General features: G+C 39.2%; 17 protein-coding genes. 10 read left to right on the forward strand and 7 right to left on the reverse strand.

Features of this window, described 5'->3' with window-relative positions; translation table 11 throughout:
• The first annotated feature begins 73 nt into the window (after window positions 1-73).
• On the forward strand, window positions 74-466 hold the full coding sequence (locus tag NPUN_RS27145; protein WP_012411629.1) for a hypothetical protein: 393 nt from the start codon (window positions 74-76) through the stop codon (window positions 464-466).
• A 132-nt stretch (window positions 467-598) separates the two neighbouring features.
• Here the strand turns inward: NPUN_RS27145 and NPUN_RS27150 are convergent, their stop codons facing one another.
• Both NPUN_RS27150 and NPUN_RS27155 read right to left on the reverse strand, forming a co-directional pair.
• On the reverse strand, window positions 599-1,792 hold the full coding sequence (locus NPUN_RS27150) for a Coenzyme F420 hydrogenase/dehydrogenase, beta subunit C-terminal domain (RefSeq protein ID WP_012411630.1): 1,194 nt from the start codon (window positions 1,790-1,792) through the stop codon (window positions 599-601).
• A gap of 92 nt (window positions 1,793-1,884) precedes the next feature.
• Window positions 1,885-2,655: a pentapeptide repeat-containing protein gene (locus NPUN_RS27155; protein WP_012411631.1), complete on the reverse strand. Its 771-nt coding sequence runs from the start codon at window positions 2,653-2,655 to the stop codon at window positions 1,885-1,887.
• Window positions 2,656-3,149: 494 nt separating this feature from the next.
• Between NPUN_RS27155 and NPUN_RS27165 the strand changes: the two genes are divergently transcribed.
• Both NPUN_RS27165 and NPUN_RS27170 read left to right on the forward strand, forming a co-directional pair.
• Window positions 3,150-3,416: a toxin HicA gene (locus NPUN_RS27165; RefSeq protein WP_012411632.1), complete on the forward strand. Its 267-nt coding sequence runs from the start codon at window positions 3,150-3,152 to the stop codon at window positions 3,414-3,416.
• Window positions 3,403-3,612 (forward strand): type II toxin-antitoxin system HicB family antitoxin, encoded by a 210-nt coding sequence (locus tag NPUN_RS27170; protein WP_012411633.1) that lies wholly within the window; start codon window positions 3,403-3,405, stop codon window positions 3,610-3,612. The genes NPUN_RS27165 and NPUN_RS27170 overlap by 14 nt, the downstream gene beginning before the upstream one ends.
• Window positions 3,613-3,911: 299 nt before the next feature.
• Here the strand turns inward: NPUN_RS27170 and NPUN_RS27175 are convergent, their stop codons facing one another.
• Window positions 3,912-4,973: an L-histidine N(alpha)-methyltransferase gene (locus NPUN_RS27175; protein WP_012411634.1), complete on the reverse strand. Its 1,062-nt coding sequence runs from the start codon at window positions 4,971-4,973 to the stop codon at window positions 3,912-3,914.
• A 205-nt stretch (window positions 4,974-5,178) separates the two neighbouring features.
• Between NPUN_RS27175 and NPUN_RS27180 the strand changes: the two genes are divergently transcribed.
• The 4 genes from NPUN_RS27180 to NPUN_RS27195 are packed head-to-tail and all read left to right on the forward strand — an operon-like array spanning window position 5,179 to window position 9,670.
• Window positions 5,179-6,972, forward strand: a complete 1,794-nt coding sequence (locus tag NPUN_RS27180; RefSeq protein ID WP_012411635.1) for an ABC transporter ATP-binding protein — start codon at window positions 5,179-5,181, stop codon at window positions 6,970-6,972.
• Window positions 6,973-7,027: 55 nt separating this feature from the next.
• Entirely contained in the window at window positions 7,028-8,827 is a 1,800-nt protein-coding gene (locus NPUN_RS27185; protein ID WP_012411636.1) for an ABC transporter ATP-binding protein, read from the forward strand.
• A 39-nt stretch (window positions 8,828-8,866) separates the two neighbouring features.
• Complete coding sequence (locus tag NPUN_RS27190) at window positions 8,867-9,121, forward strand: TIGR03643 family protein (protein ID WP_012411637.1); 255 nt, start codon at window positions 8,867-8,869, stop codon at window positions 9,119-9,121.
• Window positions 9,122-9,136: 15 nt separating this feature from the next.
• Window positions 9,137-9,670 (forward strand): dihydrofolate reductase family protein, encoded by a 534-nt coding sequence (locus tag NPUN_RS27195; RefSeq protein WP_012411638.1) that lies wholly within the window; start codon window positions 9,137-9,139, stop codon window positions 9,668-9,670.
• A 136-nt stretch (window positions 9,671-9,806) separates the two neighbouring features.
• Here NPUN_RS27195 and trxA read toward each other — a convergent pair whose 3' ends face one another.
• A complete protein-coding gene (trxA, locus tag NPUN_RS27200; protein ID WP_012411639.1) occupies window positions 9,807-10,154 on the reverse strand; it encodes a thioredoxin in 348 nt (115 codons plus the stop codon).
• Between the two features lie 287 nt (window positions 10,155-10,441).
• Window positions 10,442-10,768 carry a hypothetical protein gene (locus NPUN_RS27205; RefSeq protein WP_041565663.1) on the reverse strand — a complete coding sequence of 109 codons (327 nt, stop codon included), beginning with the start codon at window positions 10,766-10,768 and terminating at the stop codon, window positions 10,442-10,444.
• Window positions 10,769-11,372: 604 nt separating this feature from the next.
• Here NPUN_RS27205 and NPUN_RS27210 point away from each other — a divergent pair.
• Window positions 11,373-11,582 (forward strand): hypothetical protein, encoded by a 210-nt coding sequence (locus NPUN_RS27210; protein ID WP_012411641.1) that lies wholly within the window; start codon window positions 11,373-11,375, stop codon window positions 11,580-11,582.
• A 300-nt stretch (window positions 11,583-11,882) separates the two neighbouring features.
• Here NPUN_RS27210 and NPUN_RS27215 read toward each other — a convergent pair whose 3' ends face one another.
• The gene (locus NPUN_RS27215) at window positions 11,883-12,191 is read right to left on the reverse strand and encodes a hypothetical protein (RefSeq protein ID WP_012411642.1); all 309 of its coding nucleotides are present in this window, start codon (window positions 12,189-12,191) and stop codon (window positions 11,883-11,885) included.
• A gap of 631 nt (window positions 12,192-12,822) precedes the next feature.
• On the opposite strand from NPUN_RS27215, the gene NPUN_RS27220 reads away from it, so the two are divergent.
• The gene (locus tag NPUN_RS27220) at window positions 12,823-13,116 is read left to right on the forward strand and encodes a hypothetical protein (RefSeq protein WP_012411643.1); all 294 of its coding nucleotides are present in this window, start codon (window positions 12,823-12,825) and stop codon (window positions 13,114-13,116) included.
• A gap of 186 nt (window positions 13,117-13,302) precedes the next feature.
• Window positions 13,303-14,973, forward strand: coding sequence for a dipeptide ABC transporter ATP-binding protein (locus tag NPUN_RS27225; protein ID WP_012411644.1), 1,671 nt, complete (start codon window positions 13,303-13,305; stop codon window positions 14,971-14,973).
• Window positions 14,974-15,054: 81 nt separating this feature from the next.
• Here the strand turns inward: NPUN_RS27225 and NPUN_RS27230 are convergent, their stop codons facing one another.
• Window positions 15,055-15,996 carry a hypothetical protein gene (locus NPUN_RS27230; protein WP_012411645.1) on the reverse strand — a complete coding sequence of 314 codons (942 nt, stop codon included), beginning with the start codon at window positions 15,994-15,996 and terminating at the stop codon, window positions 15,055-15,057.
• Window positions 15,997-16,759: the final 763 nt, after the last annotated feature.

Raw genomic sequence — 16,759 nt, forward strand, 5'->3', positions numbered from 1 at the left:
AAAAACCGTGTTGACTCTGAAGCCAAAAATGATGTTTCTGTTGAATTATTAAGGTATCTAAGGTAACTACTTGATGAGCAGAAATACTGAAAAAATGGCAGATGACTTTAATCAAAACCAAACCTCAGATTCTCCTTGGAATCCTTTCGTGCCTACTAAAAGAGATATAAGCAGAACTAAAGAGCTATCAGAAAAAAGCCCTATCGTAGCTGGCGTGTTAACATTTTTTTTTATCCCTGCTGGCATGATTTATCTCGATAGAGGAGTAAATAATCTAAAAATTCTTGGATATGTATTTGTCACTGTTTTGATAATCTGTATATTTACATACGAAAAAAAAGACCCTCTAAAAACACTAAGAATGGCTAATCTAGTTGAATTATGTGGTAAGGTAGCTATAATTACGGAGAATGTCAAAGCAGTTACTCTAGCCCGTAAGCGATTACGTTCTAAGCAGTCTTCATAATTACTCAATATTAACTACTGTGCCTCAGCCGAAAATTATAAACAAGCTTTTATTATTTGGTATATAAGTTTGCCACCAGATAAAAAAGCTTGCTTTTGTAGGCTCAGATATATTTCACACGAATGCGAAACACTACTCCGGTAATTTATACTGCTCAACAATACGCTTGGCAAACTCTGGAACGTGCGCTTCTAATTTTTCTGGATGATTTCGCTTCACATACAAATAATTCCGAGTAAAGTGAGAATCAATCGAAAACCGCGCATATTCTAAACCCTTGGGGCCGATTTTTTCGATAACTACACCCATAAGTTTCGCTGCCCACATGGGGAGGGTAACGCCTTTATCGTAAGCGGGAATACTTTGCTGTACAGCTTCCTTGCGGTTGCCTTTAGACGTAACTGGTTGGGTGTCTAACTGGTCTTGCACCAAATCTAGCATTTCCTTACCAGTGTCATTTCTAACTACAATCCATTGCCAGCCGAAGGGTGCGCCCATGTAGCCAACAACTAAATCGGCTAGGGAGTTGACATAATCAAAACAACTCATACAAGATGGGGCAAAGACATCTTTGAGTTTGTTGGTCTTCAAGCCAAAGAAAGGCACTGTTTCTGATGAGCCATCCTCATGTTTGAAGTGAACCCGGAAGTCTTGCATGAATTCGTAATGGACAACTGTCTCTGGCGATCGGCTGGTGGTTTCTAAGAATTTTTGTAGTCCGGCGCGGTTAACATTATCTACGCAGGGTGTACCCAAAACATACAGCTTTTCTAAACCCAGTTGTTTTTCTACGGCTCGTAGCGCCTGGATTTGGCAACCAACACCAATTACCAACAGCCGCTTCATCCCCGATTTTTCTATCTGTTCCAATACGGAAAGGTTAGGGGAAAGCGTTGGTTTATTTACCCGCGCTGCTAGTATTTCTTCTGGAGTTCGGGCAATGATGGGCATGGGTTGAAAGCGGTCTTCTTTGGTGTTTTGCACACAAACCACACCTTCAACTAAGCCACGATTGAGCATTTCAATCGCAATGCTGCTAACAATACCCGTCCATTGTGCGCCTTCGATGGGCTGCTGTTTCCGCGCCGCTATCATGTCTTGGTGGACACCAAAGTATAGCTCATCGGGATTGTCGAGATGGCGCGATCGCGTGTGCGTTTCAACTTCTAGTTCGCCTATTTGCTGATTAATAAAAGCGCAGGCTTCCTTGACATAATGAATATAGTATGTATCGCATAGTCCGCACTCGCTACAAAGTTCTTTAGCAGGGCGGCGGCTGGTAGGTTTTAAGGCTTTGGCTTTTTTGTGAGGAGAAACTGAGGTCATATAAATTTTTTGTTTTATCCAGTAATCGCTTTTATTACAATACCTTTACTGGCTATGAATTCTTTCAACTCTCCTCCTCAAAAAGAAAGCACTCAGAAAGGGAAGAACTGGAGCAAGACTGAGCCAAGGCTTCCCAAAAAGTCAACGAAACTGGGGCTACCAGCGCTTACCTTATCATTTACGGGTGTTTGCAGTTCTTTAATAAAGGCTTGGGCTGTTTGTGTTCCAGGGCCATTGTTTTGGGATGTAAACAATTTTTCAGCAACTTGGGCATCTTGGAATGCACCTTGTCTATCTAGTATTTGGTAACGGGCGACACCACGGGCTAAATAAGCACCAGCATATTCTGGTTGAATAGCGATCGCTTGATTAAAATAACTGATTGCTTGCTGTTGGTTGCCTTTTTGACCTTCCGCTACACCCAAAGCATAAAATTCGTCTGGTGAAGCAATTTGTGATGGTATACCAACTGCACCTTGGAAGTTAGCACCATTCAAGTAAGCACCTTTCATTTCTGCATTTGTTAGATAAGTATTTCTCAAATCAGCACCCGCCAAATTTGCCCCGCTAAATTTAGCTTCGCTCAGGTTAACACCAAATAAACTAGCGCCACTCAAGTTTGCACCCCGTAAATCAGCGCCGCTCAAGTTTGCACGGCTAAGGTTAGCACCTGTAAGATTAGCCCCGCTCAAATTAGCTCCAGATAAGTCAGCCATTACTAAACCTGCATTAACCAAATCACAGTTTTGACATTGCTTGGTTGCTAATAATTGTCTAATATGTTCAGAATTTGCTGCTTGTACGCTTGTTGTCAAACTAATCGTGGTTAAAAATGCGGCTACACCTAGAATTCGGTTCTTCATATTCGCGTAATATTTTTTACTCAATATTCAACCTTGACTGAGATGGATTTATACCTCAGCATTATGATATGAGCAATCTTTACAATTTGACCTCTGTAGTTACCTATATCACTTGTAAATTTGGGTATAAGGGTTATAGGTTAGATTTAATACACCGTGTTTGCCGGGTATACCTTCTGTTGCGTCTGGTATACGATCGCATTTCTCTATTTTATAAATAAGCGATCGCATTGTAGAAAAATAACCAAGCTATGCCTATCAAGCAAAATGATGTACCTTCACAATAGTCGAAAATCAGGTAACAACCCTAAACTCAGTGCAAAACATCTCTTTAAATCAAGCATCTGCGACATCCAAATAGTTAGGATTTTCTTCAAGAAAGTAAATCAGTGGAGCCGTATACAAGTCAAGGGGCAAAAAGAAAAATTTGCTTTTGTATTCCCCGATTTTAAATAAATATGAGACTATAGAAACATTAAAGCAGTCAGAAAAACGTGAGTCAGCAAGACAAACTCTTAGACAAAATTCTCTCTGGGACTTCTGATACAGACATCCCTTTCGCCCAACTGTGGCAACTCTTATATACACTAGGCTTTGAAGAACGTATTCGTGGCGATCATCGTATTTTTGTCAAAGCCGATGTTGAAGAAATATTGAACCTGCAACATAAAAAAGGAAAAGCTAAAAGCTATCAAATTAAACAAGTTAGGGCAGTGATTCTCAAGTATAAGCTAGGAAGTAAAAATAATGTTTCGGTATGAAATTATTCTCTACTGGAGTGAATTAGATCAAGCCTTTATTGCTGAAGTACCAGAATTGTCAGGTTGTGCTGCTGACGGTAATACTTATCAAGAAGCCCTGCATAATGTAGAATTAGTTATGCAGCAATGGATAGAAACGGCTAAAGATTTAGGGCGTTCAGTTCCTCAACCTAGACCACGTTTGATGTATATTTAATTGATACAAAAGCCAAGTCAAACTTAATACGCTTGGGTTAAGAAAAATTGGAGGTTGAGTTAAGCAAAGTCCAACCCAACAAAGCCCCAGAAATGTTGGGTTTCGTTCCTAAACCCAACCTAAGCAATTTAAGGGTTTTGGTTCTAACTACACCGTATTGAAGTCAAACTAATTTTTTAACATCATCAGAAATATTTGACACCATCTGCCACAATTGTATCTATAGCAATTCTCAATCATTTATGAAAAGTTAAATACCCGACTTCTCAAAAAATTCGGGTATCGTGTAATTGGAAAGGTTAGTTACTGGAAATCTTACAAATTACCATGATATGTGATTTGTATTTGTCAGTACTATATTGAATAAGTTGCAGTCCAGAACGTTCTAGTTCTTGCAAAAGCTTAGGCATTTCATATTTATGATGTCGCCAAATAGTAATTTCTTCACCTTCAGAGATTTCAATCTTTTTATCTATCCCCATCCGGCTGAAATTTATAGTGTAATCATGATTAAATCTTATGTTAGCAACTATACTATCGGTTTTCAAATCATACTTTCTCACCAATTCGCAACCTTCAGATTCAATCCCAACCTTGTTTTTAACCCATCCATATATTTCTTCTACATGATACTTACAGCCACCTCTGACGTTTCCATCCCATTTTGAGTTAGAGCCAATTTCATTAGTGAACACTAAGAAATCATTTTTGCCCATGCTCTCTCTAAAGTTTTTGAATACCTTATCTCTATTTTGATGGTTTCCAATAGTAACACCTAAGTGTAAAAATATTTTTGCTGTATTGTCCATTTCAAGATCAGGATTATTTTGAAATAAGGTTTTTGGTACACAATTATTTTCTATGTCAATTGTAGAACTGATAAATTCAACATTGGGAAACCATTTTTTAAAATTATTCTTTGATAAATTCAGTAATTCTTCACTAATATCTAAGGCAACATATTTATTGATCTTATTTAATTTATTAAGTCTTTGAACAAAGTCTTTAACTGGATAGGAATTCCCTGCACCGACATCTACTATATTGATTTTCTCACCACTTTTAATATTGTCATTAAAATATTTAAAATTGCTTTTTAAAAGCTCAATTTCTACATTAGATATTCGATACCATCTAGGAATGATATATTTTTGATAAAAATCATCCCAAATTTTTGCACCTCTCCCTTTATAAGAATACTTTAATGGGATTTCTCGTCTGATTTCTAAAGCACAAATTATTCCTAAAATTTCTTCTTCCGAAAAAATAGAGTAGAACTCAGAACTTGGCTTTGCTGTGCGACTGATAGCAGTTGACATCTCTGAGGAAACTTGGGAATTGTCATGAAAATTTTGAGCCATTATTCTTGTTCTTTGGTTTTCTTCGGTATTTAAATGGATTAGCCGCAATGCTTGCCAAAGATGTATCTTCCCATGCCGTTGTCCCCAAATTTGAACCGGAATTTAAACTTTTCATCATAAATAGATCCCATATTCCCTATTGACCAGTTGTTTTTTTACAATCAAAGTGCGAGATAATTTTCCAAAGATAGAGGGGTGAATTCTAGTGGTTCAGCAACCAAAACTCCAGGAAACTTCGTCGATACAGTCAATACAGCGTGTGCTGAAAAGTTTAAGCACTTACCGATGGACTTCGCTAGGAGCATTGGTCAGCCTGTTACTGTTGACGATCGCAAATGCCGTTACCCCACAACTATTTAGATGGGGAATCGATCGGGGTATTACCCAAAAAAATCTCCAAGTTGTGCTGTACAGCGCCGCCTGGATGGTACTCGCCGCGATCGCTCGTGGTTTATTTAACTTTGGACAAAGCTATTTAGCAGAAGCAGCCTCTCAAGGTGTAGCTTATGACCTGCGAAACAAGATTTTCAGCAAAATTCAAAATCTCAGTTTCAGCTATCACGATCAGGCGCAGACTTCCCAACTCTTAACCCGTGTCACCAGCGATATTGAGCAGATCCGTACCTTTGTTGGTACTAGCTTAATTCAGGTCATTGGTGGAGTTGTCACACTGGTAACTATTGCAGTAATTTTGCTGGTGATGAACTGGGAACTAGCACTGATTACCCTAACAGCAGTACCCATATCAGCATGGTTGATGGCAAGATTTGTCGGTCGGAATAACAAACTTTTTCGGCAAGTACAAGAGCAATTAAGCGACCTGAATGCTGTATTGCAAGAGAACTTGTTAGGAATACGGGTAGTGAAAGCCTTTGTCCGAGAATCAGCCGAAAGGTCGCGTTACACAACCCTAAATGATGGTCTAGTTAGGGCAAACATGAAGACCATTAGCGCTATCCATAATACTTTCCCCTTTATCTTTTTGCTGAGTAACTTTGTCACACTGGCGGTTTTCGGCTACGGAGGAGCGCAGGTAATTGGGCGTAGATTTTCCATTGGCGAACTGGTGGCGTTTAACTCCTATCTGGCGTTGATTCTCCAACCAATTTTGTTGATTGGATTTGCTGCACCTGCGATCGCTCAATCAGCCGCTTCTGCTGAACGAGTCTATGAAGTTGTCGATGCAGAAGTAGAAATTCGCGATCGCCCCGGTGCTGTTCCATTCGACACCTGCGTTGGTAGAATCACCTTTGAAAATGTTTCCTTTCGCTATCCGGGAGCCACGACTGAAACCCTCAAAGAAGTTTCCTTTGAAACAAGGCCCAAAGAGCTAATCGCCGTTCTCGGAATGACTGGTTCCGGGAAAAGCACAATTATGAACCTACTTGCCCGTTTTTATGATGTCACAGGGGGAGCAGTTCGCATTGACGGACGAGATGTCAAAGATTTCACACTCAAAAGCCTGCGATCGCGGATTGGCATTGTATTTCAGGAAACTACCCTTTTCTCTGGCACAATCCGCGAAAATATTGCCTACGCTAAACCCGATGCAACCCTAGAGCAAGTGATTGAGGTTGCAAAAACCGCCCAAATGCACGATTTTATTATCAGTTTACCCGATGGCTACGAGACGATTGTGGGTGAACGGGGCGTAGGTTTATCTGGTGGACAAAAACAAAGAATTGCGATCGCTCGAACCTTACTAACCGATTACAGCATTCTGATTTTGGACGATAGTACCTCAGCCGTAGATGCCAAAACTGCTGCTCATATTCAAGCCGAACTAGATGGCTTAATGCGCCAAAAAGCTTGTACAACTTTTGTAGTAGCTCAACGCATTAGCACCGTTAAGAATGCCGATCGGATTTTTCTGATGGATAAAGGTCGATTAGTCGCCCAAGGTACTCACGAAGAATTGATGGAAACCAGCCCCCTCTACGGTGTGATTTTGGAATCTCAGGTAAAGGCGAAAGAAAAAAATGATACAAAACTAAGATAAATAGTGTTGCTTGAGATTTTTATAACAACCTAGTAATCCAAAATTTAAAATTGCTATGAGAGGCACTATTCCTGTTGTTGCATCTGAGCAAGCGAGTAAGCAACTTTCTACCCTGCGGCGTTTTTTGCAATACCTGCTACTTTATCGCAAAGAAATTCCCATCGCCTTGACATTAGTATTTATTGGTGCTGTAACCCAGGCAATTGGACCATTTTTCCTCGGTTGGTCAATCGATCGCCTAATTGAAAAAGGTAATTTACAAGGACTCCTACTGTTATTAGGGCTACTAGCGCTGAACTACGGACTTGGCATTATAGCAATCCGGGGTCAAATTATTCGAGTCGGCTGGATTATGCAGCGATTGTTGGCTCAACTGAGGCAAGATATTTTTCTCAAAATCCAAAGTCTCCCCCTCAGCTTTTTCGATCGCAGCGAAGCGGGCGATTTAATGAGCCGTCTGCTGAATGATGTCAATACTGTGAATCAGGCATTTGGACTGACGATCGCCCAAATGCTAGGCAACATTTTCAGTTTGGTTGGTATCATCATTGCCATGCTCTCAATCAACCTGCAACTTGGCTTATTGAGCAACCTGGTTGTGCCACTGATGATTTTTACCACAAGTTTGTTTGCACGTTGGGCAAGAGCCAGGTTTCGCGTTACCCGACAAACCATTGGGGAGCTTTCCGCCAAGTTGGAAGAAGATATTGGCAGTGTCAGAGAAGCACAGGCATTTAATCGGGTACAGACAAACATCGCCCAATTTGACGTTCTTAACGCTGCAAATCGTGATGCCAACGTCGAAGCTGTAGCAATTACTTCGGCCTTTTTGCCCTCCATTGATTTTCTCAATACACTCGCAACCGCAGGTGTGCTGGCTTATGGTGGCTATCTTGCGGTCACTGGGGCTGTAACAGTGGGCGTGGTGACATCCTTTTTACTTTACGTCCAGCAGTTCTTCCGCCCTATCCAGATTCTCAGCCAGTTTTACACCCAAGCTCAATCTGCCTTCGCCGGATTAGAGCGAATCTTTCTATTACTAGATGAACCGTCAGAGCTCAAAGATGCACCCGATGCGACAGAAATGCCGCCGATTCAGGGGGAAGTGAGATTTGAGAATGTCAAGTTTGGCTATAACCCAGATCAATTGGTTCTCAAAGGGGTGAATTTGCACGCCTATCCAGGGCAGATGATTGCACTAGTCGGGCCGACTGGTTCGGGAAAAAGTACAATTATTAACTTGATTTTGCGCTTCTACGATGTATTTGCTGGTGCAGTAAAAATTGATGATATTGATGTGCGTAGTGTTACCCAAGCCAGTCTGCGCCGTCAAATTGGCATCGTTTTACAAGATAATATTCTGTTCAGTGGTACTGTCGCCGAAAACATTGCCTTTGGCGCTCCTCATACTACCCAAGCTGACATCGAAGCGGCTGCACAACTGGCAAATGTACATGAGTTCATTACCTCATTACCACAAGGCTATACAACCCAATTGGGCGAACGAGGAGCGCCCTTGAGCCAGGGACAACGACAACTGATTAGTATTGCTCGTGCGGTGTTGATTAACCCACGAATTCTGATTCTTGATGAAGCCACCAGCAGCATTGACACGCGCACAGAAGCGCTAGTACAAAGTGCGATCGCTCGTTTGCTGCAAGGTCGTACCAGTTTCGTAATTGCCCACCGCCTCAGCACAGTTACTCAGGCAGATCAGGTATTAGTAATTCAGCAGGGACAAATTGTAGAGCAAGGTACTCACGCCGAACTCATCGAGCGGCAAGGTGTATACGCCAACCTCTATGGTCTACAACTGGGTGCAGCAGACACAACGGTTCTTCAAAACGAAAAGTAAAATATATGTAGCTCAAATTTACCAATTGTCAGAAAAGGAATGAAGCTACCTAACCTCGATTCAGAAACTATAAATCGCATTATTGAGATGGCATGGGAAGATAGAACATCTTTTGATGCGATTGAGGCTCAGTTTGGACTGCTGGAGAAACAGGTAATTGCCTTAATGAGGCGTGAAATGAAAGAATCTAGTTTTCAGATGTGGCGAAAGCGAGTTACCAAACGCCATACAAAACATTTATCTAAGCGAGAATTTATTGCAGGTCGGTTTAAATCGCACAATCAAAAAACGTAACTAATTGAAAGTAAAATGACGAAAGTTACACTCTATATTGCAGCTAGTTTGGATGGTTATATTGCTCGCAGCGATGGCGGAATTGATTGGCTATCAATCCTTGATATAGAGGGCGAAGACTACGGTTATGGTACTTTCTACGAATCCATTGATGCTATTGTTTTGGGTAGCAATACTTATGAAGTAGGGCTGGGTTTTGATGAATGGCCTTATCCGGGGAAGAAATCATTTGTTTTCACCAAACGCCATCTCCAATCTGACCGCGAAGACGTTGTGTTTGTTTCTGATACAGTCAAGAACGCCTTGGCAAATATAGAGGCTCAAGGTTTTGAAAATATCTGGCTAGTTGGTGGCGGAGCATTAATCAATTCATTTCTTCAGCACAGCTTGATTGATGAATATATTATTTCAACTATTCCAACTATCTTAGGTAGCGGTATACAGCTTTTCCCACCGCCTACCCCTGAAGAAAAATTGGAACTGATTAACTCAAAACAATATTCTAGTGGTTTACTGCAATCACATTATAGGCGAACAGGGAAGCTTTAAAAATGTATAATTCCTAATTATGCTTCAAGTGGTGATAAGTCCGATACTCAAAAATTCGGGAAATTTAAACACCACTTGAAACGTCAATGCCGCTATTAGCTATCCCGTAAAAAGCCTTGTTAATTACGAATTAAGTTTAAACAACCTCAAGAAGCTTCTGAACAGCTTCGCTAAACTGCTCGTAAGGAGAAACTCCCACAATAGTTTCTGCTAAAATGCCATCTTTGAAAATTAAAACTGCTGGAATACTGCGAAGACCGAATTTTTTGAAAATCGGCTTATTCCTGTCAACGTCTACCTTAACGACTTTGGCGCGGCCTTTGTATTCTTCAGCAAGTTGCTCCATCAAAGGACTTACCAGGCGACAGGGGCCACACCAAGTAGCAGTAAAATCAACAACAACAACTTTCTCTTCACTTCCATTTAAAACAACATCAAATTCACTTTCTTCAAGATAAGCAACTATCTGAGTATCAGCAGACATTTTTTAATTCCTTAGTATTAAACTAAATTGCAGCAAAAATCTCACTATACAAACTATACCTTCTTCTGTCCGTCAGGTTCACCAGCCACCTGTATTGGAAAATCCCCGCTACTGAGCAAAAGTCAGTAGCAGGAATTTAATAATCTTACATCTGGTGCCGCAGCTACGCCCGCACTTCTCTACGAGACGCTGCGCGTTAAGCGTAGCTATGCCGCAGGCTTTACGACAAGGCTCAGTGACCATCGTAGACATCGCACCAACCTACCTAATCCAAAAACTTCACGCCTTCAGGATGTAGAAGATGTAGAAGCATCATCTCGATCAAACAGTTCTAACAACCCAATGGTGCCTACAAAAAAAGTATAAGTGGCATATCGTATTGGCATCTTTTTTCTTGAAGGTGCATAAAAAGCTGCTACAATAGCTTCGATAAAATGGCACGTTATGGCAAAACGCTCAATCCAAAAAATTGGATTAAGGCTGCTGGGAATATTACTATTAGTTAGTAATGCATAAATATTCCATGATTCTAATCCAATTGCGCTGGATATAAGAACTGTAGATATAATTTTTACCATTGTAAAAATTTTCCTCTTTATAAGTTTTAAGTTCATGCTTTTCGCAAAACAATTGTTGAAAATTCTCTACAAGACTCGATGAAGTAACAGATAAGTTTATCTGTGAGAAACTACGCAAAAAATATCTCAAACTCTTATTTCTCGGTGTTCTCTGTGCCTAGTTTTTCTTTTACTCATGCGTAAATCTTATGTGTGTTATCTGAAATTCCCCTTAATTCAATCAATCTTATATCATAATTTCCATTTATTTTTGTAAAAGCCTATAAAAAAAAATTGGCATGGTGTATTTAATTCTGCCATACCCGTAAACCCTATGAGTAATGAAAATTAATTTACCAGATATTTAAAAAATGATAAAAGTGTGGAATAATGCATTGGTGATAAATTTAGTCGAAATAAGAGTCATAAGTCAGGAGCCAGAATACCCTTTCAGAGAAGCAAGCTACAGAATAAATTCTGTAACGACACTTCGACTTCGACAAACTCAGTGCATCGCTAGCTGATAGCGCAGTGTAAAGCCTGCGTCATAGCAATTCTTAAAGAGTGTCTTAATTCTGACCTGAGCTAACTGAAACGTCTCCAGCTTGACTTCTAAATTCTTCTTCAATCCCCTCTAGATTTTGATAAAAAATGAAAAGCTATGATTGCTCAACATTACAACTCAATTCACGTTGAAAATGACTTGCTTCAACAAATCCAAATTAAAGAAAATCAGTTAAGAATTGCACAAGAATCTAATATGATTCATGTAGCAGAAGCACTACAGAGTCAGTTATTAAAGTTGCAGTGTCAATTATCAGAGCCGCAAGACGTTGAAGTCCAAGCATTGATGAGTTTGCTAGACGAGTAGAATTGTAACTTTTTGTTACAAAAAATATTTAAAGCACAAAAACTCTATTTGTGGAAAGCAGAGTGAAGTTATTGTGATGCCTGAAAGTGCTATTTATGCGCTGTAGCTCAAAGCGAACTAAAGTATCAGTATCATAGAATCACAATACTTCCGACTTAGATAACATATAAGGCTCAGATTTGATTTTTGCGAAACTGGTAGAACTCAAAGAAGCTTTTTTTCTGGTGCCTCTTGCCTGTCCACACAAGTAAGTATGGCTACACCATGCTGCGCGAATAGAAATTAAAGCTGACGGCTATATTAGGGTTTTTGCTGCGTAGGTGGTCTTTTAATCTGCTGTACTGACTCAATCTTAAGAACAGGCTTAATTGAGCGCAGTTGCCTTTGCCTAAGAATTTGAATTTCTCTCTCAATCGAATCTTTTCCTTGTCTAAAAAAGTCTTGAGAATTATATGGAACTAAGTCACGGGATAAACTTTGAGCTTGTGCAGGAGTCAAACTAGGAAGGGGTTGTTCTGCATTGGCAGAAGTTTGCACAGCCAGCAAAAAAGCTGTTGAAATCAGCAAGAGTTGGATTTTTATACATCTAGTTAATATCAGGTTTAACATGATTGATACATCTGTTGTGTAACTGCTGCTTCAAACCATTTTCTGTTGGTCTTACTATAAACAAGGTACACTTATTGGCTTGTTAATTACCTCCCGCAAATGGGTGAATTAATCAGTTAAACTACCTTATTAAATATTTTGAACTAGCTGATATAGGAATCAACTTTGATTTTTGTTCGCGCATACCTACTTGTGTGGTAGGCAAGAGGCAAGAAGAAAGAAGGCTTTTTGAGTTGTAAGGAGTTTTTTCACGCAATCAAATATAAGTCCTATCTTATCCAAGGTTCGAAATAGGAAAAAGTTCTGTTAGGTTGGGTCGCACTCTTGGGAATAATACTACTTGGGCGATAGCCTCAATATACCTCAGTGATACTGCTGTATTATATACTTCTTGTCTGTAACAGCTAATACTAAATCATGAAATTGTATTTTATACAGGTATTGTTGGTCAAATTTAGACAATATCAACAGAGATATTGGCTGAAACATGGTTATTCTATGTTTTATGCTTGCTAATTGTTAAATTATATAAATTTAATTTATACTAAAATATATCAGTATTTTAACTGTTGTCTTACCTGTTAATACTTACTTAATATGTAGCACAATCTTTTTAATTATCTTAGCCATTGTGAAATCTCTTCTACAGACTTACTTAGAACAAGAAATTTGGATATTAGTACGAGAAAAGTGGTATTTCGCCACAATTATTGGAGTTTGGGATGATTTGTTATGGTTTAAACATAGAACTTACAACAAAGATACAGAAGAGGATACCCTCTGGGAAATGGTTGTAAAAATCAGTGAAGTAGTTGCTATTGATAAAGTTAGGTCTGTTATTAGTAGAAAACCAGACGTGCTTATTTCACGGCTACTAGAAACTGAGCAAGGCACAAACGATTATCATCAAGATCATGAACATTAATTAATAGCTTAATAGTAAAAATACTTGCTTGTCTCCTACATTCACTGATAAAACTTGAGACAAGCGGTATAAATCAGTAAGCTAAGAGAGTAAATATATTCACACAACGGAGGTTTAATAATAATCTGATAGACTATCTTAAATTTGAAATTATAAAAGCTGGTAGCTCAGGGCTGATAACTAAATATGAGTGAAGCCTTATTCTGTATCGAAAATCTGCGAGTTGCCTATCCTCAACGGAGTGGAGAAGAGGCAAGCTGGGCGGTTGATGATGTATCTTTCACCTTGCAACCAGGTGAAAGAATGGGATTGGTGGGAGAGTCAGGTTGTGGTAAGTCAACTATCGGGCGGGCAGTAATGCGTTTACTACCAGCCTCTAGTTGTGTTGAGGGAAAGGTGACATTTCAAGGACAGTCGGTGCTTGACTTGATGCCTAACCAGTTGCGGAAATTTCGAGGAGAGGCGATCGCCTTAATTTTTCAAGATCCCATGACACGCCTCGATCCGTTGATGACGATTGGTAAGCATTGTATCGAAACTCTTCAGGCGCACTCACCACAATTATCAACGCGGGAAGCCAAAGAAAAAGCACTTGCTACTTTGGCGAAGGTAAATATTCCCGCTAGTCGCTGGAATCAGTATCCCCACGAATTTAGCGGTGGAATGCGCCAACGGGTTGCGATCGCTTTAGCTTTACTCCTCAACCCCAAGTTAATTGTTGCCGATGAACCCACCACCAGTTTAGATGTCACCGTCTCCGCGCAGATATTGCAAGAATTAACTCGCCTGTGCGGTGAAGAAAACATGGGATTGTTGCTGATTTCTCACGATTTAGCAATGGTGGCTGAGTATTGCGATCGCATTGGCGTGATGTACCAGGGCAAAATGGTCGAAATGGGTTCTACAGAAACCGTCTTTAGACAACCTCAACATGAATACACGCGATCGCTCTTAAAAGCAGCTTTACACATTCAAGCAGTAAACGATGATGGAGAATTGATAATTGCCAACGACTCAGAAAAGCAATTACCGATTATTAATAAGCAATCTCCAATTTTGAGTATTACAGAACTCAAGCAATACTACACCATAGAACCTAACTTTATCGAACGACTGTTTAACACACAAGCGCAGACAATTAAAGCAGTAGATGGTATCAACCTGGATATTTATCCAAGAGAAATTCTCGGCTTAGTCGGTGAATCAGGTTGCGGTAAAAGCACACTATCACGAACAATCCTGCAACTAATTCGTCCCACCAGTGGCAAAGTTAAATTTTTAGGACAAGATTTAACTACACTGTCGCCTCAAGAAATTCGCTCCTCACGGCGACAAATCCAAATGGTTTTTCAAGATCCTCATGCTTGTCTCAATCCAGCGATGACTGTGGGACAAAGTATAGCCGATCCTTTATTTATCCACAATTTAGCCGATCTTGTTAAGGCAAAAGAACAGGTTTTGTGGATGCTAGAGAAAGTTGGGTTAACACCCTCAGAAGTATATTATGAGCGTTATCCATCAGATTTATCTGGGGGGCAACAGCAAAGAGTTGCGATCGCTCGTGCTTTGATTACTCACCCTAAACTTTTGATTTGCGATGAACCTGTGAGTATGTTAGACGCAAGCGTGCAGTCGCAAGTACTAGATTTGATGTTGCAATTAAAAGAAGAATTTGAGTTAACTTATCTGTTCATCACTCACGATCTCTGGTTAGCTAGATTTTTGTGCGATCGTATTGCCGTGATGAATGGTGGCAAAATTGTCGAACTCGGTCTAACAAAAACTATTTTTGCCAATCCTCAGCACCCTTATACCAAAACACTACTAGCTGCTGCCCCCTTACTAGCACGCGCCTAACTCAACAAAGTGAGGAGTTATGAATTACTAACTCCCCACTACTAACTCGTGTACAGACGCGATTAATCGCTTTTCTAACTCCTAATTCTCTTCCCTCCCCTTAAGCAATTTAGTTGCTTCTCCACTCGAAGCATATAGTTCAACGAATCTTTTAAATAGCAATGCAGTCTCGTGATTTGAAGCCCTGCTTAAGTGGAATAAACGCCCTATATTTTTATCCGCTAAAGCTCTTAAATAGGGCAAATCTTCAAATAGTGTCAAACAAGAAGCAAAATGCAATATTATTTGTAATAATGGCTTTGGCCACTCTAGGTCACTATATATATCTATAAAGAACTGATGTTCTGAGTCATTTAACGGAAAAGCATTAAATAAAACAACTATCCTTTTGTTATTGTAAACTGGAATGCTCAATTCAACGGTATATGGAGTATGTAATATTAAATCTACCTCCACAATCGGTTGCCGCCAAATTCTCAAAGGATTAGCTGGCGAGTCTAATATTGTTTGGAATTTGATTATTCCACCAGTGTTAGTGGGCTGAAATTGGCTAATTTGGAAAATTTTCAGGTTATTAAGGCTAAAATTATGAACTGTTTCTAAATGCTTTAAGTTCAATAGATGATAAATTTGGCAAAGATAAGGAAACGGTAAAATATACTCCTGGCTGATCATGTGGAGCTTTCTTACTTGAAGCTTATTCGCTTGAGTACGAGCGACATATTCTTGATATTGGCTGGCACCTAAATCATTACTGTTAAAGCTTTCGTTAGGCTTGAGATATAGCCAACTCACAAAAAAGAAAGAAGCTGTAAATAGCTGAAATAGTTCTATATAAGATAAATAGCCATCAGCAAATGCAGCGACACTTCTATCGGTTATTCCAAAAAGCCAAGATGGAATACCAAATATCCAGATATTACTTTTAATTTGATCTATAAAAAGTGCTATTTCAACATTTGAGACATTCTTACCTTGATTTACACTTAATTCATCATTATTTTTTAGACAATTAGTAAACATAATATTTCTAATACACGTAATTTTAGTAATCTATAAAATCTATTTATATTAATCTTAAATACCAATCTACAGCCATAACCTCTATCTTTAGCTGTATATACAAGTTGTATTTATTTCTATCCATTTAAAAGAAGTTCTTATGAGTATGGCTAAAAATTCAATCCCTGATTAGATGTAATACTAAATTCTACGCATATCTAAATTCCTTGTAAGTCTTGCTCTTAAAGCATTTAATCTTGTATTCTCGGATTTATGTATAAATTAAAAGGAACAAATTTGCTAAAATCTTTCTGCTAGCTGAGTACAAAACATTAAACTATCTCACTTTTCCCAGTGGTATATAGATAAAAAGTTTATTTTTCCTGACATAAGAAACTGATCTAAGTAGTGCGGTATGAAAAAATCAACCTATTTAAATATAAATAAATAGGATTTCTCTACCTATTGAGGTAACAGAGATATAGGTGCTTGTATATCAAAAGAGTATTTCTAACTAGTCAGAAAGACAAAATTATGTAAAAGCCCAGAACTGTGGATCTGAATGTGGAAAAGGTCATTTTCAGGGTTTCCCAAACCCTGATTTTTCCATAGGCTGATTATCAATAGCTCTAAGTTAATGATAATCAGCCTATGGAAAAAGCCAGGCTTTTTCGGGACTTGAGGACTTAGCGTGAAAAGTCAGAGCGGCAGAATCCCGGTGATATAAAGCTCTCGCTGTTATGAAAAGCCAGGGGATTTAAATGTAACTAGTAGTTAATATTTG

It is taken from the genome of Nostoc punctiforme PCC 73102 (assembly GCF_000020025.1).
Taxonomy (GTDB): Bacteria; Cyanobacteriota; Cyanobacteriia; order Cyanobacteriales; family Nostocaceae; genus Nostoc; species Nostoc punctiforme.